The 23,766-nt window shown below is 65.0% G+C and carries 21 protein-coding genes and 1 other RNA gene; 7 read left to right on the top strand and 15 right to left on the bottom strand.

Annotated features, from left to right (window positions below):
• Positions 1 to 9 precede the first annotated feature (9 nt).
• The 3 genes from recR to dnaX form a co-directional block, all read right to left on the bottom strand.
• Entirely contained in the window at positions 10 to 600 is a 591-nt protein-coding gene (gene recR, locus ACSFA8_RS14755) for a recombination mediator RecR (protein WP_286544870.1), read from the bottom strand.
• Positions 601 to 722: 122 nt separating this feature from the next.
• Positions 723 to 1,055, bottom strand: coding sequence for a YbaB/EbfC family nucleoid-associated protein (locus ACSFA8_RS14750; protein WP_435480257.1), 333 nt, complete (start codon positions 1,053 to 1,055; stop codon positions 723 to 725).
• A gap of 46 nt (positions 1,056 to 1,101) precedes the next feature.
• Positions 1,102 to 2,916, bottom strand: coding sequence for a DNA polymerase III subunit gamma/tau (gene dnaX / locus ACSFA8_RS14745; protein WP_435480256.1), 1,815 nt, complete (start codon positions 2,914 to 2,916; stop codon positions 1,102 to 1,104).
• Between the two features lie 99 nt (positions 2,917 to 3,015).
• On the opposite strand from dnaX, the gene ffs reads away from it, so the two are divergent.
• An RNA gene (ffs, locus tag ACSFA8_RS14740) (signal recognition particle sRNA small type) lies at positions 3,016 to 3,112 on the top strand.
• Between the two features lie 147 nt (positions 3,113 to 3,259).
• Entirely contained in the window at positions 3,260 to 4,912 is a 1,653-nt protein-coding gene (locus tag ACSFA8_RS14735; protein ID WP_435480255.1) for a DUF6538 domain-containing protein, read from the top strand.
• Between the two features lie 39 nt (positions 4,913 to 4,951).
• On the opposite strand, the gene ACSFA8_RS14730 is transcribed toward ACSFA8_RS14735, so the two are convergent.
• The 8 genes from ACSFA8_RS14730 to ACSFA8_RS14695 all read right to left on the bottom strand — a co-directional run bounded on the left by ACSFA8_RS14730 (position 4,952) and on the right by ACSFA8_RS14695 (position 11,963).
• Positions 4,952 to 5,671, bottom strand: coding sequence for a hypothetical protein (locus ACSFA8_RS14730; protein WP_435480254.1), 720 nt, complete (start codon positions 5,669 to 5,671; stop codon positions 4,952 to 4,954).
• Positions 5,672 to 5,976: 305 nt separating this feature from the next.
• Positions 5,977 to 6,798: an antA/AntB antirepressor family protein gene (locus tag ACSFA8_RS14725; protein ID WP_435480253.1), complete on the bottom strand. Its 822-nt coding sequence runs from the start codon at positions 6,796 to 6,798 to the stop codon at positions 5,977 to 5,979.
• A complete protein-coding gene (locus tag ACSFA8_RS14720) occupies positions 6,795 to 7,070 on the bottom strand; it encodes a hypothetical protein (RefSeq protein WP_435480252.1) in 276 nt (91 codons plus the stop codon). Before ACSFA8_RS14720 ends, ACSFA8_RS14725 begins: the two co-directional genes overlap by 4 nt.
• Positions 7,071 to 7,224: 154 nt before the next feature.
• Positions 7,225 to 9,453 (bottom strand): hypothetical protein, encoded by a 2,229-nt coding sequence (locus ACSFA8_RS14715; RefSeq protein WP_435480251.1) that lies wholly within the window; start codon positions 9,451 to 9,453, stop codon positions 7,225 to 7,227.
• Positions 9,450 to 9,755, bottom strand: a complete 306-nt coding sequence (locus ACSFA8_RS14710) for a hypothetical protein (RefSeq protein ID WP_435480250.1) — start codon at positions 9,753 to 9,755, stop codon at positions 9,450 to 9,452. Before ACSFA8_RS14710 ends, ACSFA8_RS14715 begins: the two co-directional genes overlap by 4 nt.
• A 1,020-nt stretch (positions 9,756 to 10,775) precedes the next feature.
• Entirely contained in the window at positions 10,776 to 11,060 is a 285-nt protein-coding gene (locus ACSFA8_RS14705; protein WP_435480249.1) for a hypothetical protein, read from the bottom strand.
• A 61-nt stretch (positions 11,061 to 11,121) separates the two neighbouring features.
• Complete coding sequence (locus ACSFA8_RS14700) at positions 11,122 to 11,253, bottom strand: YHYH domain-containing protein (RefSeq protein WP_435480248.1); 132 nt, start codon at positions 11,251 to 11,253, stop codon at positions 11,122 to 11,124.
• A gap of 110 nt (positions 11,254 to 11,363) precedes the next feature.
• On the bottom strand, positions 11,364 to 11,963 hold the full coding sequence (locus tag ACSFA8_RS14695; protein WP_435480247.1) for a recombinase family protein: 600 nt from the start codon (positions 11,961 to 11,963) through the stop codon (positions 11,364 to 11,366).
• A gap of 166 nt (positions 11,964 to 12,129) precedes the next feature.
• On the opposite strand from ACSFA8_RS14695, the gene ACSFA8_RS14690 reads away from it, so the two are divergent.
• The 3 genes from ACSFA8_RS14690 to ACSFA8_RS14680 all read left to right on the top strand — a co-directional run bounded on the left by ACSFA8_RS14690 (position 12,130) and on the right by ACSFA8_RS14680 (position 14,093).
• Positions 12,130 to 12,882, top strand: coding sequence for an HNH endonuclease (locus ACSFA8_RS14690; RefSeq protein WP_435480246.1), 753 nt, complete (start codon positions 12,130 to 12,132; stop codon positions 12,880 to 12,882).
• Positions 12,883 to 13,001: 119 nt separating this feature from the next.
• Positions 13,002 to 13,154, top strand: coding sequence for a hypothetical protein (locus tag ACSFA8_RS14685; protein WP_435480245.1), 153 nt, complete (start codon positions 13,002 to 13,004; stop codon positions 13,152 to 13,154).
• Between the two features lie 141 nt (positions 13,155 to 13,295).
• A complete protein-coding gene (locus tag ACSFA8_RS14680; protein ID WP_435480244.1) occupies positions 13,296 to 14,093 on the top strand; it encodes a hypothetical protein in 798 nt (265 codons plus the stop codon).
• A 155-nt stretch (positions 14,094 to 14,248) separates the two neighbouring features.
• On the opposite strand, the gene ACSFA8_RS14675 is transcribed toward ACSFA8_RS14680, so the two are convergent.
• The 4 genes from ACSFA8_RS14675 to ACSFA8_RS14660 form a co-directional block, all read right to left on the bottom strand.
• Positions 14,249 to 14,491 (bottom strand): hypothetical protein, encoded by a 243-nt coding sequence (locus tag ACSFA8_RS14675; RefSeq protein ID WP_435480243.1) that lies wholly within the window; start codon positions 14,489 to 14,491, stop codon positions 14,249 to 14,251.
• A 274-nt stretch (positions 14,492 to 14,765) separates the two neighbouring features.
• The gene (locus ACSFA8_RS14670; protein WP_435480242.1) at positions 14,766 to 16,001 is read right to left on the bottom strand and encodes a TIGR03862 family flavoprotein; all 1,236 of its coding nucleotides are present in this window, start codon (positions 15,999 to 16,001) and stop codon (positions 14,766 to 14,768) included.
• Positions 15,998 to 19,255, bottom strand: a complete 3,258-nt coding sequence (locus ACSFA8_RS14665; RefSeq protein WP_435480241.1) for a UvrD-helicase domain-containing protein — start codon at positions 19,253 to 19,255, stop codon at positions 15,998 to 16,000. Before ACSFA8_RS14665 ends, ACSFA8_RS14670 begins: the two co-directional genes overlap by 4 nt.
• A complete protein-coding gene (locus ACSFA8_RS14660; RefSeq protein WP_435480240.1) occupies positions 19,252 to 21,816 on the bottom strand; it encodes a PD-(D/E)XK nuclease family protein in 2,565 nt (854 codons plus the stop codon). Before ACSFA8_RS14660 ends, ACSFA8_RS14665 begins: the two co-directional genes overlap by 4 nt.
• A gap of 142 nt (positions 21,817 to 21,958) precedes the next feature.
• Between ACSFA8_RS14660 and trxA the strand changes: the two genes are divergently transcribed.
• Positions 21,959 to 22,300 (top strand): thioredoxin, encoded by a 342-nt coding sequence (trxA, locus tag ACSFA8_RS14655; RefSeq protein WP_286544879.1) that lies wholly within the window; start codon positions 21,959 to 21,961, stop codon positions 22,298 to 22,300.
• A 177-nt stretch (positions 22,301 to 22,477) separates the two neighbouring features.
• Positions 22,478 to 23,743, top strand: coding sequence for a transcription termination factor Rho (gene rho, locus ACSFA8_RS14650; protein WP_286544882.1), 1,266 nt, complete (start codon positions 22,478 to 22,480; stop codon positions 23,741 to 23,743).
• Positions 23,744 to 23,766: the final 23 nt, after the last annotated feature.

The raw sequence follows: 23,766 nt of genomic DNA, 5'->3' as shown, positions 1-23,766 counted from the left end.
CTTGCCAGTTCAACGCCGGTCGACCAGCGCATGCGCGATGGTGCCGAGGTCGACATATTCGAGTTCGCTGCCGGCCGGCACGCCGCGCGCCAGCCGCGTCACCGTGAGGCCGCGCTGGCGCAGCGCCTCGCCGATCACATGCGCGGTGGCCTCGCCTTCAGCGGTGAAGTTGGTGGCGAGGATCACTTCGACCACTTTGCCGTCGAGTGCGCGGTCGAACAGTTTTTGCAGCCCGATGTCCTTGGGCCCGATGCCGTCAAGCGGACTTAGCTTGCCCATCAGCACGAAGTAATAACCCCGAAAGGCACCGGTGCGCTCGAGCGCGGCCTGGTCGGCCGGCGTCTCGACCACGCAGAGCTTGCTCGCGTCGCGCCGCGCATCGCTGCACACATTGCAGATCTCGCCTTCGGTGAAGGTGTTGCAGCGGTCGCAATGCCGCACCTGGCTGGCCGCCTGCTGCAACGCGCGCGCGAGCAACTGGGTGCCTTCGCGATCGTGCTGCAGCAGATGAAAGGCCATGCGCGACGCGGACTTGACGCCCACGCCCGGCAGGCGCCGCAATGCCTCCACCAGCGCATCGAGTGAGCTGGAATCAGCCAAGTGGGGCTCTCCCCCAGGCTTCGCGCACTTCGTGTCGCTTCGCCACCCCCCTGCCGGGGGCAACACCTGCGGCCCGGCGGAGCCGGTTCCGCGGTGTTTCTGGAGCTTGCATCAGACTTGCATCAGAAGGGGAGCTTCATGCCGGGGGGGAGGCCTGGCATGCCGGCCGTCAGCTTGCCCATCTTGGCCTCGCTGGTTTCTTCGGCCTTGCGCACGGCGGCGTTGAAGGCGGCGGCCACCAGGTCTTCGAGCATGTCCTTGTCGTCGGCCAGCAGGCTCGGGTCGATCGTGATGCGCTTCACGTCGTGCTTGCAGGTCATCACCACCTTGACCAGGCCCGCACCGGACTCGCCCTCGACTTCGATGGTCGCCAGTTCGTCCTGCGCCTTCTTGAGGTTGTCCTGCATGGCCTGGGCCTGCTTCATGAGGCCGGCCAGTTGTCCTTTGTTGAACATGGTATTGATCCTGAAATCGTTGAAAGAAGAATGAATGGGGCGAATGCTAAACCGGCCGCAAGGTGCCCGGCACGATGCGCGCGTCGAAGTCGCGCATCATGCTCTGCACCAGCGGGTCGTTGTGGATCGCCTCCTCGGCGGCACGCTGGCGCGCCTCGGCCGCGAGCTTGTTGCGGCGCGCCGGGCTGTCGACCACGCTGCCGATCTCGATTGCGAGCTTCACGCCGTGGCCCAGCGTGACCAATGCCGTCTGCAGCTTCTCGCGGCTGGCGGCCTGATTGAGCGACTCGCGCTCCACCCGCAGCAGCCACTGGTCGACATCGCGCGCCACCAGCTGGGACTGCAGCGCCAGTTCGCGCGCGAGTGCGCTGATGGCCTCGGCCAGCACCAGTTGCGTCACGGTCTCGTGCCAGAAATCGCCGTCTTCGCTCGGCACGATGGGCGCACCCGGTTCGTCGCTTCGGGCTGCATCGCGTGCGCCGGGCGGCGGCTGCACGCGCACCTGCATGGCGACAACCTTGGCGGCGTCCTGGGCCGGCGCCACAGGTGCGGCTGGCCTTCTGGGCTCCGAGCCCGCGAGCGCGGGCGGTTCGACGACGGTGAGGCGATGGCCCGGTGGCGGTGCGACCGGTGCGACCGGCGCGGCGACTGCGGCCACCACTGGGAAGGTCACGGGTGCAGCCGGCAACGCCTGTCTTTCGACTGCGGGCGCAGCTGCCCGCACTGGCTCACTCAGAGTTTTTTTTTCCGGGTTTGGCTTGAACGCCAGCAGCCGGAGCAACACCATCGTGAGCCCCGCGTACTCGTCGGGTGCCAGGCCGAGCTCGCCGCGGCCATGCAGGCACAGGCTGTAGAGCAACTGCGTTTCGTCGGCCGGCATGCGCACGGCGAGCCGCGCGGTTTCGGCCGCATCGGGGTCGGTGGTGTCGAGCGCGGCTTCGGCGCGCGACGGCACGGCCTGCAGCACGGCCATGGCCTGCAGCACGCTGGTCATTTCCTCCAGCGTGGATGCGGCCGAAAGACCATCGCGCCGCAGCGCTTCGGAGGTTTCGACCACAGTCTTGCCGTCGCCGGCTGCCAGGGCCTCGATCAGCCCGAACACATGGCCGCGGTCGACCGTGCCGAGCATCTGGCGCACACCGCCTTCGACCAGCGTGCCGTTGCCGAACGCAATGGCCTGGTCGGTGAGCGACAGCGCATCGCGCATCGAGCCGCGCGCGGCACGCGCCAGCAGCTTGAGCGCCAGCGGCTCGGCCGGTACCTGCTCGGTCTGCAGCACATGCGTGAGGTGTTCGAGCACCGTTTCGGGTGCCATCGGCCGCAGGTTGAACTGCAGGCAGCGCGACAGCACCGTGACCGGCACCTTCTGCGGGTCGGTCGTTGCGAGCACGAACTTGAGGTATTCGGGCGGCTCTTCGAGCGTCTTCAGCATCGCGTTGAACGCGGTGTTGGTCAGCATGTGCACTTCGTCGATCATGAAGACCTTGAAGCGTCCCTGCACCGGCTTGTAGACCGCCTGCTCGAGCAGCGACTGCACCTCGTCCACACCGCGGTTCGAGGCCGCGTCGAGCTCCGTGTAGTCGACGAAGCGGCCCGAATCGATGTCCTTGCAGGCCTGGCACACACCGCACGGCGTGGCCGTGATGCCGCCCTGCCCGTCCGGCCCCTGGCAGTTCAGCGACTTGGCGAGGATGCGCGAGACGGTCGTCTTGCCGACCCCGCGCGTGCCAGTGAACAGATACGCATGGTGCAGCCGCTGGGTGGTGAGCGCGTTCGACAAAGCCTGCACCACATGCTCCTGGCCCACCATTTCCTCGAAGTTCCGGGGACGGTATTTGCGGGCGAGCACGAGATAGGACATCGCCCCATTCTAAAAGGCCGGCCACTGCGCCCCGGCAGCGCGAAGGGGAAACAAAAGCGATACGAAGTGCGCCCGGCGCGGGGGTTTAGAATGACGGTTGACGGGCCTCCCCGCATGGTGAAGTGGCCAACCGGGTCAGGTGGGGAACCAAGCAGCCCTAACTGCGTAGCCAGTGCCGGGGGTAAGGCTCGTCAACCTCACATCAAAAAGCCTTGAGTTATCAACAACTTGAGTGCTATCAACCACTTACAAGCCCTCTCTGTAGCACTTTGCTGTAGCACTTGCCGTGTCACTTCCTCGCAACAAGCGCGGCGAAAACCTCGCCACGACCACGGGAACAGACATGGCAAAGGTCGAGGGATTGAACCTCCGGGGCTCGCGTTTCTACGTTCGCGTCGTCATCCCGAACGACCTCCGTAAGGTCTACGGGAAGGCGTCTGTAAACCCATCGTTGGGCACCAGCGACCGCCGCGATGCAACCCTTCTGGCAACCCTGAAGCGGGCTGAATGGCTTGCCGAGTTCGAGGCCAAGCGAAGCGAACTCAACCCCTCCCCGGTTGACTTCATCACGCCCGACATGGCGGCGCTCCTTGCTGCCAGAGTTCGGGCCGTAGCACTTGCTGGAGACGACAGCCTCCGCGACGACTTCAAGACGCTCGCCGACATGGCCCGCGTGCGCCGCCAGATGTCGCCCCTGAGCATCCCCGAAGGGCCGCAGAGCCTGCCCCGTGTCGATGATCTGAGCGGGGCCACTGAGGAGGAACGAGAGGCACTGTCGGGCTTGAATGCCTTCCTTGATGGCAAGGCCGCTGTATCACTTGCTGGCCGCAACCTCGCAGCCGTGCTGCCCATCGTCCACGCTGAAGCGGCCAAGCTCGGGGTCTCCTTCAATCCAAAGACGCCGGGGGCTCGCGACGCCCTTCTCCTCGCGCTCAACGCCCACCGAACGGCACGCCGGGAGGCCACCCATAAGGACGCCGGGGAAGTCGTTCCGACGCCGAAGGTCGAGGCACCCAAGGCCAGCAAGGCCAAGCCCCCAACGCTGCGGGATGTGTTCGACCGCTGGAAGAAGTCCGGCGATGCACCCCGCTCCGACGACTCCGTAGCCGTCTACGACCGCGCCTTGAGGCAGTTCGAGGGGCAGCACAAGGGCATCACCTTGGAAGCGATCACGCGGGAGATGGGCGATACCTACAGGACGTGGCTGCGGGACAACTGCAACACCTCGAAGACCGCCCGCGACCGCCTCACGAACATCAAGTCCCTCCTGAAGTACGCGCACGAGACCCTTGAGTGGCTCCCGAAGCAACCGTGGCGGGGCTTGGACATCAAGACGACCACGACCAACAAGCGCCGGCCATGGACGGCAGAGGAACTTCAGACGCTGTTCTCCGCGCCGCTGCACGCCTCCTACGCCCTCCCCGATGCCCGCTATGGTGGCCGTGAGGCTGCGTACTGGATTCCCCTGTTGGGGCTCTATACGGGCACCCGGTTGGGTGAACTCTGCCAACTGCGCACCGTGGACGTGCAGAAGGTCGAGGGCATCGACGTGCTGGTGCTGACGAATGAGGGCGAAGGCCAAAGCATCAAGAGCGATGCGGGCCACCGTAGCGTTCCGATTCACAGCGAACTCGTGCGGCTCGGCTTCCTCAAGTACGTCAAGGCCATCAAGGCATCAGGCAGCGACTCGCTCTGGCCCTCCCTGCCGCTGCGTGCGGGGAAGCCGAGCGACTTGTTTGGGCGCTGGTTCAAGGAGCACCGCAACGCGCTCGGACTCACGGGCACCCGCCCTGACTTCCATTGCTTCCGCCACACGGTGCGCCCATTGATGCGCAAGGCGGGTCACAGCGAGGGCACGATGGACAAGGTGACGGGGCACAAGACGGTGGGGAGTGTCGGCACCGTGGTCTACGACCATCGCACGTTGATCGAGGTACAGGACGCCGTTGAGGCCATCCGCTACCCTGCTCTTCAGTTGGCCGTGATGGGGCCGTAGAGGGCTTCCTGAGGGGCTTGGCGGCGCCGTCGAAATGCCTTAGACCAGCGCTGACTTCATCGCCCGGGCACAGTAGTCAGCCAGAGAGTCCGCGCTTCTGCATGCGGCATCCAAAGGATCGGGACGAAAGCTCAGCAGGCTGGCCCGGACTTCTTCCCTTTGATCAGCAAAGAGCGCCCTTGCGAATTCAGGGACGATGGAACTTGTCAGGGCCTGCTCGATGCGCGTGAAGTCCGGTAGTGGGTGCTCAATTGCGGGCTCGGCACGCTTTGCTTCCAATAGTCCCCTTAGATAAATGCACAGATCGGCGGTGAACTCCAGGCACACCGTCCGGATGTCTTGCGATGGCGCTTGAATTGTCACCAGCGTCCCCTTGTTGAATCTGTAGATGTCTGCGGCAACATGAAAGCGCCCGTCAACCCAAGCATCAACGATTGGATGCCCGTCATGAGTCATGGCGTTCCGACTGTCCAAAATGAAGGCGCCGTGGCGCAGGGCGCGTAGGCTCTCACCGGGATTGTTGTCTCCGAGCAAGTCCTTTGCGATGTCCTTCAACGTTTGCAACACGTTCGCGAATGCCGAGAAGCTGTAGCAAACCTGTCTCTGCTCGAACATGGGCGCCGCTTGCCCAGTCTGGAAGCGACTAAGGGATGTGTCGCAGCGGGCGAGAACCTCGGATAGTTGGTATTGAAGTTCCTCCACTTTGCCGCTGAGATGACACAGTACGGCGTAGCGGTGACTTGCCTTGAGTTCTTCCATGCGGCGATTGTCGCTGACGGAGCCTTGGCGATCAGGACGGTGCGGAGGGTCATGCCGGGGGCGAAGGTGAAGGTCGAGAGTTGGTTCTGAGCGGTTCCGCGAGAGCCGCACGAGGGATTCCTGAGAGATGCCCCGGAGGGGGTGGCAACAGATACTCTCAGGGACGCTATCATTTTGATAGCAAACAGGCAAACTGCCCCCTTGCCAACTCATGCTCAGGGCCGGCGAATGCGGCGAGGTCACCCACCCCTTAACCGCACCGCCGTGGCGCCCCTGAGCCCGCCTATGGGGCTCCGCGAGGGGGGCTAAGCGGCCATCGCTCGCACGTACTTGGCCGGCTCAACCTTCCGGCCGTAGCTCGGCGTGAGGAAGCGCACCAACGTTGCCGCGTCCTTCACCAGTTTCGACTCGATGGCTGCGCGGGCGGACTCGTAGCACTTCGAGTACAGCTTCGCATCGTCTGTGTCGAGCACGTCCCGGACGCCTCGCCCGAAGGTCTCCCGCCACCAGCCCGTGCGCTGCCCCGTCAGGACAACACAAACGCTGTCCTTGAGGAGCTTCTCGCGCTCGGTCGCTTGGGCCGCTATGGCGCCCTTCGGGATGCGTCCAGCCTTCGCATCGTCGCCGGCCCGCTTGCGGAACAGGCTGGTGACCTGAGCGTCGGTCTCTACGATGGCCGTAACGCGAACCCCAAGATGCACGGTGAGGCGCTGCGCGAGGTCTTCCATGTCGAGGAAGTAGGCGCGGATGTCTTCGCCCTCGGACGTGTTCGCCATCATGGCAAGGTTCGCAGCAACGTCGCGACTCAGGATGTACTCCTTCGATGGACGGCCCGTTTTGGGCTGGACGAGTTTCGCGGTTATTTCCGCGCAAGTCGCCGAACGCTCCATCATGGGCTTGATGTAGGCATCGGCCCAGTCCCGGAATCGCCCGTGGGGTTTGCCGATGCGCTCCCACAGCTTCCGACCATCAAGACATGGCGACCGGCGATTTTCGGCAAGAGGCAGCACGCGGCGCACGCGGATGATGCGTTCGGCCTGCAAAGGTGTGAGCCCGAGCGTCAGCATGGTTGAGGTCGGCACTGTGTTGACTGTGCTGGTTAGGGAGCGGCCATCACGCTTGCTCATGCTGCACCTTCCTTGTTGTCGATCGCCTGAAGCGACTTGGCGCCAGCAGACCGCGCAAGGGTCATCATTTCGTGGGCCGCGTTGCGGTTGATCGCGTAGGCCAACTGAGCCCGAAGGAGTCGATCCACGGCGGCGGCGTTGGTGAGGCGTTCACCTGTGCGGTGTTCGTGCTCACGGATGTAGGTCTTGAGTCCGCCGAAGGTCGAGTTCCTGAAGGTGATCTTTCGTTCGATCAGGATTTCTTCGCTGGCGTTGGGGGTCGGGGTGTTCATTGCTTGCTTTAAGAGTTGGGAGTTGAAAAAGAGAAAGCCCCGCAGGACGCCTTGAGGACGCCGAACGGGGCTTCATGTGGGTTGCCTTGGGCGATGCCCTCACGGGGGCGCCACGGGGCTCTGGCGGGCCTTGCTGCGGGGTTGCCTCAGGTGCTCACGGCTTCTGCGCGTAGCGGCCACCAATGGCCGGCTTGGTGAAGTCCTGCTGTGTCGCGATGCGCTCGGCTTCCTTGCGCTTCTGCTGCTTCGTGTCCGCCTTGCTGGCAGCATCGACCACATCGATCTGGCCCTTGGTGGCGTACCACTTCGAGATGTCGTCCTTGGTCACGACATACAGCGAGTTGTCCTCGTTGGTCATCGGAACGCCGGCCACGAAAGCACGGTAAGCACGGATGGTTGAATCGAACTCAAGGCGCACCTGATTGCCATCAAAGCCGAGCGCCTTAGCGCGGGCCTTCGGGCCATCCGTGATGAACCTGTCGAACCACTCATCCTGCGTCCGCGTGGGTGGCCCTGAGGGCATCTCGCTACGGAGGTACACGGTGCCGTTCACCTTGGCGCTGACGGCCGGATTGGAGAGGTACTTCGCGGCTGCACCGAGGGCATCCTCTGCGGTGCCGTACTGGCCGCTGTGCGCGAGGAGCGTGGCGTACCGCTGGAGCGTGCTCGTGAGTTGCACCGTGTTGGTGGACACGTTGTCCCCGAACGCCTTCTGAACGAAGTCCCACTTGTAGAACGGGTCGGACTGAACCTTGCCGACTTGCGCCTGCACGGCCTTCACCAGCTTGCCGGTGGGGCTGTCTGCGTCCGCGCCGATGTCTGCCGATGTGGCGAGCCCTGCGGCATCGCTCACGTCCCGGCCCATCTTGTTCAGGAACGCGATGTCGCTGAACCGCTTGTACTGCTTCTCGCTCATCACGCTGCGGGCGTAGTCGCCGTAGGTGTCGAGCTTCTTGAACAGTTCCAGGCCCTGCTTGCCGGAGTCGTTGAGTTGCCCCGTAGGCTTGCCCTTGGAGTCCACGCCGATGGTGTTCAGGTTGTAGAACGCGGCGTTCATCGACGCTTCCCAGTTCGGGTTCTTCAGGCCGTTCTGCGCGAAGAAGCCGACCTGTTGCTCGAACGGCATGTCCTTGGTGCGCTCCACGCCGATGCGCTCGGCCATCTCCTTCACGTCCGTGTCGGAGAGTTCCTTGGGGTCGCCCTGCTTGTCCAGCACCTTGGGCTTGTTGGTGCCCATCACGCTCGGCAGGTTGCCGTTCACGAGGGCCGATTCGACCCTGCGGCGGGCCTCCGCTTCGGACGCCTCTACGGCACCCTGAATGGTGGACTTCTGGTAAGCCATCTGTGCCCGCGCTTGGGCCGCGAGGTTGGCCCGCTCGATGCTGTGAACCTGCGCCGCTGAGATGAAGTCCTTGTTGCCGGGGTTGGTGTGCCACGCCTCGAACTTCTGCATGTTGAGTTCGCCGTTGTCTGCCTCGCGGTAGAAGGGCAGAAGCTCATCGTCAATGCGCTTGCGCTGCGTCCCGGTGTAGACCGTGTTGGACTGGTTCTCCAGGGTGGCCGCTTTGGTTGCCCCGAGGAAGCCCCGAACGGAGCCGATGCCTTCCATGTCGGAGTCGAGGAAGGACTTCAGCACGTCCTTGTTCCCGGTCGTCGCGAGGCGGGTCACCATGTCTGCCATCACGCCACGGCGGGCGCCTTCCGGCAGGGTCATCGTGTGGCGCATCAGTTGGTACTGATTCATCACCTCCGCTGCGGCTTCCTGAGGGGTGCCCTTGAAGGCCGGATCGGTGACCCGGTTGAGGGTGTTGGACAGGAAGTCCGTGGCCTGCACGGTGGCGTTATCGACCCACGCCTTGTCGTTGATCTTCGAGACTTGATCCATCACCCGGTCGCGGGTCTGCGCGTATGCCTTGTCGAAGCCCGCAGAGGCGAACTCGGATTGGCCCGCGAGGGACGTGTTGCGCCACTCGGTGAGGTATTGGTCGGCCTCCTGCGGGGAGTTGAACTTCAGTTCCCCGGTGGTCAGCTTGGTGGTCATGTCCCGCATGCCAGCCTCGTGCGTGTTCACGCCGAAGATGTGCTGCGCGGTGCCCACGAACACGGGCGACTGAGAGGGCATCATCTTGCCCTCCTTGATGGCCTTGCCGAGTTCCCCTACGGTCATCGACTGCGCCCACCGCTTTGCGGCTGCGCGATCATCTTCTTCGGCCTGCTGGCGCACCGTGTCTGCCAGTCCCGCACCTTGGGCGAAGACGTTGGCGAGAGCCTTCCAGCGTCCGTCATCGACGGGCTGTTGGGCTTGCTCGGTGGCCGCTACCGGCTGCGCGAAGGTCTGGAGTTGCTGATTCCCGTAGCTGTCGTTTACTTGGCGGCGACTCACAGGGCCACCTCAACGGCGCCCTGCGCGTTCACGGTGAGGCCGTGGAGCGTGATCGCGGTAAGGAGTTGGTCGGCGGTCATGCCCGCCCGCTCGGCCGCTGAGGTCATCAGGCGGTGGGCGTAGACGATGCCGCTGAGGGCTTCGCTGTTGGTGATCCACTCGGGGTCACCCTCGCGGGCCACCGTGCCGGTGCGCCGGTCGATGTCGCGCTGGCGTTGCCGCTGCGTGGCCTTCAGGTGGTCAAAGAGTTCGAGAGGAAGGGAGTAAGCGCGGAGGATGCGCGGGGATGTCTTGTCTGCCATGCTCAGGCTCGTAGGTTCGTAGTTGGACAAAGAAAAAGCCCCGACACCTTGGGAGGCGCAGGGGCTCGGAGGAAGGACGCTGAGGGGCGACCTATCGGCAACGGCTTGAAGTCACGTAGAGATGGACGTGGAGGGCATCAAGCCGCTGTCGATAGAACGCCGGAGGGGCATCGTTGAATGGGTGAGACCACGGATGAAACCCGTGCTCAGGGAGGCGATGAAGGAACGCTGTTGGCATCCCGGAACGATGGCGTTAGAGGGAACCAACAGGAGAACCTTCATGGTTCATCTCTAAGGTTTCTTCTTTCTTCAGAATCATCACCATGAAGATGCACGTTCTGGAGTCGTAGAGGAAGCCTTTAGAAGTCACCTTTAGGTACCCCCCTGCCCCCCGTCATCACGATTCCATCGCCCCCTTCGATGGTTCGCTGCCGGCCCTGAGGGGGCTCGGCGGATGTGGTTGGGTGCCAGCACAGGGCTGGTCGTGTGGTCGGCACTTCGGGTGCTCCACCTATTGCGCAGGTTATTGGCGCGCCCGTTGTCGTGGCTGGCGCCCCTTCCGAATCAACGTATTAATCGCTCCGCTTGGCTGGCGACCGTGGCACGTTCACCTAATCAAGGGGGTATTCGAGCCAGCGGTCGATGATGTTGGCCCGCATGACCACGCTGTAGCCCGACGCGAGGATCAGGGTCTCGCGCTTCGCGTAGGCGGAACTTGGGGTAACGCTGGCCGTTCTGCGGGTGTCGGCCTGTGTCTCCAAAAGTGGAGAGCCCCCAGTTCGGCGAGCATCACCCGGATGTCGGCCGGCCTTGCATCTACCCAATCGGTGGGTTATTCGATCCGAGAGGCTGGCTCTACCTAATGGGGGTGGTAAATCCGAAGGGCCGGACGGGGGCGCCTCTCCTACCAAATGCGGGGGGTAATCGCGAACCATTGCCAGCATCTGGTCTTCGCCCCCCGCAGCCGCCACACCCGGGGGCTACCAAGTGAAGGGGGTAATCTGTCGCTGCGTCCCGCGCCTACTGGGTCGCGTCGATCAGCGCCGAGACGCGGGCCATAAGTTCATCCGCGAGTGGCTCGGCAGCGTTCGCCAGCAGCGTCGTGGGGAAGCTCCCGAGGGCGAAGGACGAATAGGTGATGCGGACTATGGGAAAGTCGTCGCCAATCTCCCGCGCCGCATCCTCCAGGCATTCGGTGACGCTCTGGTGCCCCTCTTCTGGCTCGTTGAGCACATCACCGCCCACCGCGAGGTGATACGAGTAGACGCCGGAGCGGACTTTGCGGATGTCGATGACGGGTTCCATCGTGTGATGTCCAATGATGAAAGCCCCTTGCGGGGCCTTCGGAAAAATCAGTTGCAGCGACTCAGTGGCAGTGGCGCTGACCAGACTGGCTGTCTACATGGCAACCCTGCCGATCAGTGCCGCCTGAGTGCGCAAACGCTGGCGAGAGCGATGCGGCAAGGAACGCGAGAACTGCGAGTCTGATGAAAGTCATGGTCAAGCCTTTGCACATCAAGGTGATGCAGCTGCATTTGGCCATTGTTTCCAATTGTGTCAGGCAGGGTTTTCATCCCTTTCGGAAGCATCCTGTGGAAAGTTGCACGTTCAGGCGGGCGCCTTCAGGTACTCATACACGCTGGCCCGGGAGATGCCGAGCGTGGCCGCGATATCAGTCTTGGGGACGCCCCTCGCTGCCATGTCGCGAAGCGAGGCCGCTGCCTCTGCGTCGAGCGATGGCTTCCTGCCTTTGTAGACCCCCATCCTCTTGGCAACGTCGATGCCCTCCCGCTGCCGTTCCTTGATGAGCGCCCGCTCGAACTGCCCCACCGCACCCAGTAGCTGAAGCATGAGCGTCGCCATTGGGTCATCGTTGCCCGTGAAGGTCATGTTCTCTTTCACGAACGTCACCGACACGCCGCGCCCGGTGAGTTCCTCTACGACCGCCTGAAGGTCTTTCAGCGAGCGGGAGAGGCGATCCATGCTGTGAACGAACAGGTGGTCACCCTCGCGGAGGACGACCTCACGCAGCGCCTTCAGTTGTGGCCGGTCGGTGTCCTTGCCGCTGGCCTTGTCGGTGAACACGCGATCAAGTGCCACTCCATCCAACTGCCGGGCATCGTTCTGGTCAACGCTGGACACCCGGACGTAGCCAATGCGTTGACCCTTGGCGAGGCTCGTGGGGGTGGACGTGCGGGATGGGGTCATGGTCTTAGCTCCGTGCTTGTGTTTGTATGACTGGAGTCTAAGAGTAAACCTGGAATGTGTCAAACAATTCAGAATCACATCCTATCTAGACGCCATTCCGGGTGGTCGCGACTGTCTGCCGAGGGTGTACCTTAGGTGGACAGGACAGAACGACTATGCTTTCAGCATGGAAAACAAGTACGGCCTTTCACGCACGATCCCAGCCGAGGTAGCAAGGGCGGTCAGACAAAGGGACGGATTTGGTTGCGTCATCTGCGGGAATGCTTTGATTGACTACGATCATGTCGACACAGAGTTTGCCGATGCACGGGAACATACAGTTGACGGGATAGTGCTTCTGTGCCCGCAGCACCATGCAGAGAAGACTCGGAAGATGCTGGGCCTCGCAAGGCTTCTTCAAGCTAAATCGGCGCCCGCCGCCAAGCAGTCGGGATTCTCGTTTGCCGGTTGGGATCCTTCACTGACACCTCCCACCATAGTGATGGGCGGGGCAACGTTCATCCGCACGCCTGCACCTTTGATTCTCGAAGGTGTTCGCCCCCTTGTAGTTGCCCCTCCTGAAGAGGCAGGCGGCCCTTATCAACTCTCTGCCCGCTTTTTTAACTCTACGGGCCTACCCACGCTTTCAATTGTTCGAAATGAAATACGTGCTCACTCGAACTGGGATGTAGAACTTGTGGGCGGAGTCATGACCGTTCGAGAGGGACCAAGAAAGACTGCCTTAGAGGTACAGTTTCTTCCGGGCGAAGGCATCCGCGTGACCAAAATGAACATGCTTGTGCGAGGCTATCGCGTCATTGGGAATGGGGATGTTTTTTCAGTCACGACTCCTGGCGGGGGTGTAACGACATTACAAAACATAGTCATCTCGGACTGTTCGGAGGCGGGGATGAGCTTTGGCGTTCAGCGCGTGTACTGAGAAGCTTAGGCTCGGAGATTGTTGTGAACACTGGTGGACTTGACCCTGATGCCTCTGGACGAGTCCGCATGCGATGTTCGTCGGAAGCCATGTCTTGGGTGACCTCTATGGCCTCCCGCTTGGCACACCTTCACGCCGCCGATGAGGCCACCGTGTGGGAAGCCATCCCGCCGCTGTTCCCCGAGGTCTACGGGGCTCCCTGCGACCGGATGAACCCGTATCACATAGCCCTCGCGAGCGCCGTTGTGCGGGCCGTGAAGGGTTCCGACTGAGGCACCCGGTAGGATGTACTGTGCGGCTTTTGCCGGCCCGCTTCGGGCGTTCTGTGGGTGGGCGCGGAGGGGTGCCAGAGGGGGGAAAGTCGCAGCGGGATTTGATCGAGGGGGCTCTCAGACTTGCGACCAATTTTTAAAATGGCCTTTCAACGGGCTGAAGCGGAACACCGGATGTCGATGTATTTGAAGCGTTTGGGCGCACTCGCGGTGACCGGGGCCTTTTGGGCCGTGGCCCTTTCGACTTGGGTGATCGACTTCCTCGGCCGAGCAACAGTCCTCCACGATCTGCAGAGCCAAGGCCTCCTCGCGAAACTACTGGGGACAGTTCTGTCACAGCCGCCGTGGGTGTTTACCATGCTCGCTGCTGGTCTTGCGGTCTGGTTCGCCTATGTGCTCCGTCCAACAGGTTTGCCGGCAGAACCGGCGTCCGCGTCGCTGCCCTCCCTGTCGCCTCAACCCGCGACAGGAATCGGCGGGGCGGGTGGCAGCGGAACGGCGACGGGAAACGGCAACATCATCATCGGTGGCCGCGGTGGCGACGGGGGCCCGTTTGGTGTGGGTGGAAATGGGGGCGGCGGAGAACTGAACGGCGACGGTGGGGTGCTCATGGGAGGGAATGGAGGCCATGCCGGCACTGCCGATGGTCGAGGCGGGCGCCCTGCCCGCAGCCCGATGTACGGCGTCGGCCCGACATCGTTTTGGAAGTACGGCCAAGGGGGACGCGGTGCCAGTGATCCCGAGCACCTGCGGCGCCTTGATGTGCTCGCTGCCGCCCGCTCAGAGTACATCGCAGAGTTCCCTGACGACGCCCCGTGGATTCATGCGGCAGTCGATCAAGTTCCTCTCGCGTGGATCAATAAGCGCTTGGAGGAAAACGGTGAGCTTTGGCGTTGTGCGGAGTGCGGCGGCCTGTACGTGCTACCACCGCTCGTTTAGGGTTCCGGTGGCCTGCTTCATCCGCCTACCGCGACGGCTGGAGGTCACCAGGGAAGGTCTCCATACGATGCCTTCACATCCCAATGCCTCACGCACCAGCAGGAGCCACGTAGCGGCGACCTCCTTGCTCCGCAGGGTTCCCGTACCGGCGAGGGTCAAGCACCCGGCTTGAGAAAACGGCGCGGGCCAAGGCGGCAGTACTCAACCTCGAACCCGAAGCCGTCCCATGAGAAGCCATCGGCGTGCTCCACTACACGCGGGAGCTTGAATCGGGACTCGCCCTTGCGCAGCGGGAACGGGCTACCCGAGGGCTTCAGCGAGAGTTCGAAAGAGGCGTTCTTGAAGTAGAAAAGAGACCCGTTGTATTCGACTTCAACGGTGGCGGCTTGGATGAGCATGATCTGGTTTTCCTCTACGCCAACAGCGGCGCGGGATGGATCATGCCGATAGTTTTTAGAAATGAAAAGCCGTGCATCGAGATGGTCTCGCTATCGAAACCATCCCGGAGGCGAGAGGAACGGCTAAGATTCCGGCTTACCTGTGACACCGGACTGTAGCACTTGAGGTCGGAAGACATCACGTAAGTCGTTGATTTAATTGGATTTTTTGTTTTGAAGGGCGGCGGTAAGGCTCGTCAACCTCATTCAGACCGTTTCCGCGCGACGCAAAGCTTCAGCGCGCTGCCGCCAGCCGGCGCAGCACACCCTGTGCGGCCACCAGGCCCGAGGCCATGCTCGCGGTGAGAAGGTAGCCGCCGGTCGGCGCTTCCCAATCGAGCATTTCGCCGGCGCAGAACACGCCGGGCTGTGCGGTGGACATGAGGCCGTCGTCCAGCGCATCGAAGCGCACGCCGCCCGCTGTGCTGATGGCTTCGTCTATCGGCCGGGTTGCGGTCAGGCGCAGCGGCACGGCCTTGAGCGTGGCGGCCAGCAGTTCCGGCGCCTGCATCTGCTCGCGCGACAACATCTCGTGCAGAACGCCCGCCTTGATGCCGTCGATGCCCAACCGGCTCTTCAGGTGGCTGCTGAGCGAACGGGCGCCGCGTGGATGCCGCACCGCTGCCAGCACCTGTTCGGCACTGCGATCCGGCAGCAGGTCGAGCAGCAGTGTCGCGCTGCCCTGCGCCGCGATCTCGTCGCGCAGCAAGGCCGAAGCCGCGTAGACCAGGCTGCCTTCGATGCCCGTTTCCGTCGCAACGAACTCGCCCTTACGCGCAAAGCTGCGGCCGGCTGAATCCGCAAACGTGATGGCGACCGACTTGAACGGCTGGCCCGCAAAGCGGCCCGCAAAATGCGCGCTCCAGCCGAGGTCGAAGCCGCAGTTGGCTGGCAGCAGCGGCGCGACCTCCACGCCTCGCGCCTGCAACCAGGGTACCCAGGCACCGTCGGAACCAAGGCGCGACCAGCTCGCGCCGCCGAGTGCGAGCAGCACCGAGTCGGCCTGCACGCCAGCATCGCCTGCGGGCGTGGCGAAATGCAGGGTGCCATCGTCGGCCCAGCCGAGCCAGCGATGCCGCATGTGGAACTGGACGCCCGCTGCCCGCAACCGGTGCAGCCATGCGCGCAGCAGCGGCGCGGCCTTCATGTCTTTCGGAAACACCCGGCCCGACGTGCCGATGAAGGTTTCGATGCCGAGGCCGTGCGCCCATTCCTGCAGCTGCTGCGGCCCGAACTGCCGAAGCATCGGCTCGATCTGCGCACGGCGCTCGCCGAAGCGGCTGGCAAAGACATCGAACGGTTCCGAGTGCGTGAGGTTCAGGCCACCGCGGCCGGCCAGCAAGAACTTGCGGCCCACCGAGGGCATGGCGTCGTACAGGTGCACCTGCACGCCGGCGTTGCCGAGCACTTCGGCGGCCATCAGGCCGGCCGGGCCGGCACCGATCACGGCGACGGTTTTCTTGTCAGTCATTCAAGGTCAATCAGTTCGCCCTGCCCGGTCAGGAACGCGGCGCGCACCGTGGCACCGGGATGGGCGGTTTGCACGGCCGCGCGATAGCGCTGCAGCTGTGCGATGAGCGCGGCGTCGCGTTCGGGCCGCGCCGCGGATTTGTAGTCGAGCACCCACCAGGCACCGCTGGCGCGATGGCGCACCAGGCGGTCGATGCGCAGCGTCTCGCCTTCGTGCAGCAGCGTCACCTCGTTGCCGTGCCAGTCGATCATGCGCGCATCCCACACCCAGGCGCCCGCACCCTCGCGGATGCGTTCGGCGAGCAGCGCGGCGCCTCGCGCCTGGCGGGCATCGAGCATGAACTCGCGCGCCGCCGCGCGCACGTGCGCGGCCGGCAGCGCTTCGCCCGGCACGGCCCACTCCAGCAGCCGGTGCATCGCCTGACCGAACGCGGCGGTGCGCGCATCGAGGGTGGTAGCTGCCGGGGTCTTGATCGCTTCCGGCGCTGGCTGCACGGGCGCTGCAGGCAGCTTTTTCATGTGAAAACTGGCGACCGTGCCGGGTACTGCAGCAGGCGCCAACGGCTCATCGGCCTCGGTCGCCTCGCATGCAGCTTCGAGCCGCACCCACCAGCTGCCTTCGTTGGCGCGCGCCGGTTGCACCGACGACAGCACCAGCCGCTCGCGCGCCCGCGTGGTCGCGACGTAAAGACCGTTGAGCTCTTCGCGATGGCGCGCACGCTGCTCTTCTTCGAGCAGCGTGGCGGCGCAGGCTGGCGGCGTCTTTTCGCTCGCCATGAAGACGAAGCGCGTCGGCGCGCGGTCGCTGCCCTTCCATTCGACCAGCACACCCATGGTCTGCGAGCGCGGTGCGGCCGCGTCGCAATCCAGCAGCAGCACGTTGTCGGCTTCCAGGCCCTTGGCGCCATGCACGGTCAGCAGGCGAACCGCGTCGGGCGCCGTCACCGTCGGCGCCCGCACGCCACCGGCGCGCAGCGCGCGCACCAGACCGTAGGGCGTGGCGAAGCGCGCGCCCTCGATCTCGAGCGATGCCGCCAGCAGACCGCGCAGGTTGGCCAACATGCTCTGGCGCAGTGCGACAGGTGCGGCCGCGCCGAACTTCGCGAGCACGTCGCCGTCGTGAAAGATCGCGTCGAGCGCATCGTGCGGCGGCAGCGCAGCGAGCCAGCCTTGCCAGCGCCACAACACCGCGCCGATCGAGGCGACGGACGCGGGCAGGTCGTCTGCCTGCAGCAGCGCGAACCAACTTGCACCGGGCTGCGCACGCTGGCGCAGCGCGATCTGCACCAGCGCTGCATCGTCGACACCGAACAGCGGCGACTTGAGGGCCCGCGCCAGCGAGAGATCGTGCGCGGGCGACACCAGCGCATCGACCAGCGCGACCACATCCTGCACCTCCGGCGCATCGTGCAGGTCGTTCTTCTCGGGCTGCTGCGTCGGGATGTGGCGCTGACGCAATGCGTCCTGCATGGCGGCCAGGCGGCTGCGGCGGCGTGCCAGCACCATGATCTGCGACGGCGGCGTGCCGTCGGCGATGCGCTGCGCGATCCAGCGCGCGGCCTGCTCGCACTCCTTTTGCAGCAGTTGCTCCTCGGGCAGCACGCGCGGCGTGGTGAGGCTGTCGCGCCAGTGCAGCATGCCGTCGTCTGCGGGCGCCGACGCGCCCGCGCCGGCCACTGCGTCACGGGCGATCGGCGGCAGCTTGAGCACCTCGCCGTCGTCCTTGCGCTCAGTGGTATGGGCGCGGTAGCCCTCGAACTCGCCGGCATGCTGCGCGGCGCCCATGGCCTGGTTGACCAGGGCGATCACGCCCTTCGCGTTGCGGTGGGTGTGGTCGCAATTGAGCTCGTCACCGCCCAGCCCGTCGCGCACGAAGGCCTTGGCCGCGATGAAAACCTGAGGCTCGGCACGCCGAAAGCGGTAGATGCTCTGCTTCGGGTCGCCGACGATGAACACGCGCGGCGCGCGGCCCCCGGCACCCGTATAGCCGCTGAGCCAGCCGTAGAGCGCCTGCCACTGGAGCGGATTGGTGTCCTGGAACTCGTCGATCAGCAGGTGCGCAATGCGCGCATCGAGCCGCTCCTGCACCCAGCCCGACAGCGCCGATTCGCCCAGCAGCAGTTGCGCGGCCTGCTCGACATCGTTCATGTCGACCCAGCCGTGCACGCGCTTGACCTGCGCAAAGGCGCTGAGCAGCAGGCGCGTGAGGCGCGTCATGCGCTGCTGGTAGCACCATGCGCCGTGCTGGGCCTGTGCGGCGCAGAGCATCTGAAGCTCGGCTTCGGCCTGCTGCGCGGCGGGAAACTTCTGCAGGTTCTTGTTCAGGCGGTCTTCGGTGGCCACGAAAAAAGCCTTGCGCAAGCGCCCGAGCGCCGCGGGCAAGGCATCGTCGTCGGGCGAGCCGGTGCCGAACACATCGATCACGGCTTCGGCCGCCTTCTGCGGCGTCTTGTTGGACTCGCGACCGAGCGCGGCGGCGTGGGCCAGCCAGCGCTGGCGTACGTTCTCGCCGCGCAGGCCGTGCGTCGGCTCGTCGAGACCGGCCAGCGCCGGGTAGAGCGCGCCGAACGGCTGCACCGCCGTCTCCGGTGTGGCCAGCGAAAACTCGACACGCCGCGTGAGCGCCTCGCCCAGCGCCTTGGCGGTCTGCGAGCGGCCATGCGTCGCGACCACGGCGTAGTAGTCGACCAGCGCCGCCTTGTCTTCGGCCAATGCCTCGAAAAACGGGCGCCAGGTGCGCGCGCGCGCCTCGGCGTCATCTTCGAGCAGTTCGTAGTTGGCGGGCAGGCCGAGCTGCTGCAGCACCGCCAGCGGCGCATTGCGCAGCAGGCCGGCAAACCAGGCGTGGAAGGTGCGGAACTGCACCGGGCGCCCGCCCTCGAGCAGGCGCCGGTAAAGGCCCTGCAGGCGCGGCGCGGCCTCGCTGGCGGCCTGCGGCGAAAGGCCGCGCATCGTGAGCTCGCCCATCAAGTCGGCAGGCGCGCGCGTTGCGAAGTTCTCGAGCCACTGGTCGAGCCGCTCACGCATCTCGCCGGCTGCCTTCCGGGTGAAGGTGATGGCCAGGATCTCGTGCGGCTCGCAGGCGTTGTCGCCCTGCTCCAGCAAGGCCCGCACGATGCGTGACACCAGCATCCAGGTCTTGCCCGCGCCGGCGCAGGCCTCGACCGCGACGGAGCGCCGCGGGTCGCAGGCGATCGTGTAGAAGGCTTCGCGCACGACGTGGGCGCCGTTGTGTTCGTAGGCTGCGCCGTTCATTCGGACAGCTCCCAGAAGTCCTTGCGGCACAGGCCGCGTGCAGCACAGTGCTCGCAGACCATGCCCTCGCCGAGTGCCGGCAGCACAGCACCTTCGCCGATGCGCGTGAAGTCGTCGATCAGCCCGGCCACCAGCGCGTCGCGCGCGTCGACCACCTCGACCTGCTCGAAGGTCTGCGTGCCCGAGGACTTCTCGCCGACATTGACATAGGCGGCGCGCAGGGTGTCGTCGGCCACCAACGCTGCATAGAAGGCAAGCTGCGTGTCTTCGGTCGGTTCCTTGATGCGCTCTTTCGTGGTGGCGGCGGATTCTGTCTTGTAGTCGATCACGAAGGCGCGGCCGTCGGGCATGCGGTCGATGCGGTCGAGCCGACCCACCAGCTTGAGCGCGCCGAGCGGCTGCTCTTTCCAGGGCTCGGCCTCCACGAACGTGGTGCCGTCCGCTTCGTGCCCGGTGAGCCACGCCAGGTAGCCGTCGCGCACGGCCGGCCACGCGGCGGCGAACGGCAGGAACTCGGCTTCGGACAAGCCGAACTCGCGCGTGGCCTGCTGCTCTGCCGACGAAATCATCGCCCGCCGTGCCCGCGGGTCGGGCGTCGGCGCCGCTTGCAATGCCTCATGAAAATGCCCCAGCACGGCATGCAGCCAGTTGCCGAAATCGCGCTTGTCGACCTCGGCATCGAGCTCGTCGGCGCTGCGCAGGGCCAACTGGCGCAGCGCGAAGAAGCGGTATGGGCAGCGCCGCAGGTCTTCGTACACCGTGGCCGAAACGTTTTGCAGCGGCAGCAACGCGCCGCTAGGCAGCGGCCGCAGCGTGGGCTGCAGCGGCACTTCGCGCAGGCTGCGGGGTTCGGTGCCGGGGCGCAACGCATGGTCGAACTGCAGCGCCTGCACCAGGGGGCTGGGCTGCACCGGCTCGCCGCTGGCGTCCGACTGTCGCCACAGCAGCTCGCAGAACGGATTGCGCAACGCAGTGGCCCAGGCGGCGCGCTGCGCCGACTCGAGCAGTTCGCGCGCCGGAAGGCCGAGTTCGTTGCGTTGCGCCGCGCTCCAGCTGCCGGGCGGCTCCGGCGAGGCCGGCAAGCGGCGGTCGTCGCAGCCGGGAATCACCACGGCACCGAACGCGCGGCCAAGCAGCTGGTGCAGAGGCAGCACCACCACCTGCGGCGCCTGTCCGCCGGTTGGCGGCACGAAGCTCGCCGCCTCGAGCACATCGCGCGCCCAGGCCGTGAACTCCGCCAGCGTGTGGCGGCCTCCGATGATTTCGCCGCCTTCGGCGTCGAGCCAGAGCGCGGCCAGCACGTTGGCGCCGGCCAGGTCTGCGGCGAGCGCATCCCACGAACCGTCGGCCTGCAGCAGCGCGCGCAGCGCGGGCAGCCAGTCGGCCAACGGCCGCGCATGCATCAACTGCGCTCGGCGCGCCTCGATGCCTTCCGTGAACAACAGCAACGCCACGTCTTGTGGCCGCTCGCTGCGTGCGACATGGGAGCACCAGTTCAGCCAGTCGCGTTGGCCGTCGCGGCGCAGACGCGCTTCTAGCGACAGCACGAGCGAGGCCTGCGCGCTCGTGCCTTTCAGCCAGTCGAGCACCTGATCGCTGCTGGCGTCGTGGGCGCAGGCGCGCAACGCGCCCATCAGCGTGGCGGCGGCGCGCGTGGTCGACAGCTTCCAGCCGGTTTCGTCGTGCGGCGCCACACCTTGGGCCGCGAGTTGCGCGCTGATCCGGCGCGTCAACGCGCGATCGGTGGCAACCAGCGCAACCGGCGCGCGGCCTTCGGCCAGGTGGCGCAGCACGCACGCGGCAGCGAGGTCGGCTTCGTCTTCAGGGTCGGCGGCGCCATGCAGGGTGGCATCGCCCATCGGCCCGTCCGCGGCCACCAGTGACAGATGCATGGCGCGCTCGCCCCACAACGCGGCGAGCTTCTGCGTCAGCGGGTCGGTCTGGAAGCCGTCGAGCACGATCAGCGCGTCGACCTGGCCGCGCGTGGTTTCGGTCAGCAGCACGTCGGTGGCATAGGCCGAGGTTGCAGCCCAGAGCACGGCGATGCGCACCAGTGCGCGCTCGATGTCGAACCACTGCGACTCGTTGCCGGCTTCGGCAGCGCGCGTCGCCCGCTGCGCCCAGGCATTGCGGGCGTCGGGCAACTCGGCCGCAGCCAGCGGCGCCAGTTGCATCGCCAACTCGACCACGCGCCCGGCCCAGGCCTGGCGCTCGGCACCAAAGCCCGCCTGCGACAGCAGCGACTGGGCCGTGAGCAGATCGCGCGCCATGTCGAAAGCAATGTCGTAGCCGGCAGGCAGGAATCCCCCCGCGCTGCGGGCCCAGTTGCGCGTGGTTTCGAAGCGAGGCACGAAGCCGGCGTGGCCGCTACGCCCCCACATGGAGCGCGCCACGTTCATGAGTTGCGCATACGGCACCAGCACCACCGCACGCGCCGGGTGCGCGCCGCGCTGGCGCAGGGCCGCGGCGATGCGCGCAACGACGCCGGTGGCAGGGTCGCACCAGAGCGCGTGTGGGGGGACGTGGGCGTCGGCGGGGTTCATCAGGGAAAACGAGGCCATTCCAGAGAGGCTGCAGGGGGCTTTTGACTATGACGCCGATAGCCTGTGCCCATGGCACGCGATACCTTGATCTCTGTCACAATGACCTGAACTTTAGCTGCACCCGAACCCCGGGTTTCACTCAGCGCTCAAGGATTCCAACATGGCCAGCGACCTCATCAAACATACGACCGATTCCTCTTTCGAAGCCGACGTACTCAAATCGAGCGTGCCGGTGCTGGTGGACTACTGGGCCAAATGGTGCGGCCCGTGCGTACAGATGGCGCCCGCCCTTGACGAAGTCGCTGCCACCTACGAAGGCAAAGTGCAGATCGTGAAGATGGACGTGGACGAGAACCGCGAGATCCCCGGCATGTTCAACATCCGCGCGATGCCGACGCTCATGCTGTTCAACAACGGGCAGCTGGTGGCCACCGAAGTGGGCGCCAAGCGCAAGACCGAACTTGCCGCTTTCATCGACAAGCATCTCGCTCCTGCAGCCTGATTCCACCCGGCGGGCGGCGCGCAACGCGCCACCCGCCAGATTTGCTGCATAATCCGCAGCAGATCACCGGCTCGCCACAAGCGCCCCGGTTCGAGTTCCCCGGTTGTGAGGCACCTCTCGCCTCACATCAAACCTCCCCCCAGTTTCCAGTCGAAAAACCCCACCAGGGGTCATTCCATGCACTTAAACGAACTCAAGGCACTCCACGTGTCTGAAGTCCTCAAGCAGGCCGAAGCCCTTGAGATCGAAAACACCGGCCGCATGCGCAAGCAGGAGCTGATGTTCGCCATCATCAAGAAGCGCGCGAAAGCGGGCGAGCAGGTGTTTGCCGACGGTGTGCTCGAGATCCTGCCCGACGGCTTCGGCTTTCTGCGCAGCCCCGACACCAGCTTCACGGCCAGCACCGACGACATCTACATCAGCCCGAGCCAGGTGCGGCGCTTCAACCTGCACACCGGCGACATGGTCGAAGGCGAAGTGCGCACGCCGAAGGACGGCGAACGCTACTTCGCGCTGACCAAGCTCGACAAGGTCAACGACGGCCTGCCCGAGAACAACAAGCACAAGGTGATGTTCGAAAACCTGACGCCGCTGTTCCCCAAGGAACAGATGAAGCTGGAGCGCGACGGCGTCAAGAGCGACGAGAACATCACCGGCCGCATCATCGACATCATCGCGCCGATCGGCAAAGGCCAGCGCGCCCTGCTGGTGGCGCCGCCCAAGAGCGGCAAGACGGTGATGATGCAGCACATCGCCCACGCGATCAGCGCCAACTACCCCGACGTGCACATGATGGTGCTGCTGGTCGACGAGCGCCCGGAAGAAGTGACCGAAATGCAGCGCACCGTGAAGGGCGAAGTCATCGCTTCGACCTTCGACGAACCGGCTGCGCGCCACGTGCACGTGGCCGAAATGGTGATCGAGCGCGCCAAGCGCCTGGTCGAACTGAAGAAGGACGTGGTGATCCTGCTCGACTCGATCACCCGCCTCGCCCGCGCCTACAACAACGTGGTGCCTTCGTCGGGCAAGGTGCTGACCGGCGGTGTGGACTCCAACGCGCTGCAGCGGCCCAAGCGCTTCCTCGGTGCCGCGCGCAACGTGGAAGAAGGCGGCTCGCTGACCATCATCGGCACCGCGCTGATCGACACCGGCAGCCGCATGGACGAAGTGATCTTCGAAGAGTTCAAGGGCACCGGCAACAGCGAAATCCACCTGGATCGCCGCCTGTACGAAAAACGCGTGTTCCCGTCGATCCAGCTGAACCGCAGCGGCACGCGCCGCGAAGAGCTGCTGCTCGCCCCCGAGATCCTGCAAAAGACCCGCATCCTGCGCCAGCTCATGTACAACATGGACGAGATCGAGTCGATGGAGCTCATGCTCAAGAACATGAAGGCGACCAAGACCAATGTCGAGTTCTTCGACATGATGCGCAGGGGCGGCTGAGAGTAGCCCACCCCCGAGCTGGC

It is taken from the genome of Variovorax nitratireducens, from assembly GCF_051216545.1.
In the GTDB taxonomy this organism is placed as follows: domain Bacteria; phylum Pseudomonadota; class Gammaproteobacteria; order Burkholderiales; family Burkholderiaceae_C; genus Variovorax.
This window is presented reverse-complemented; position numbering and strand designations above follow the sequence as displayed.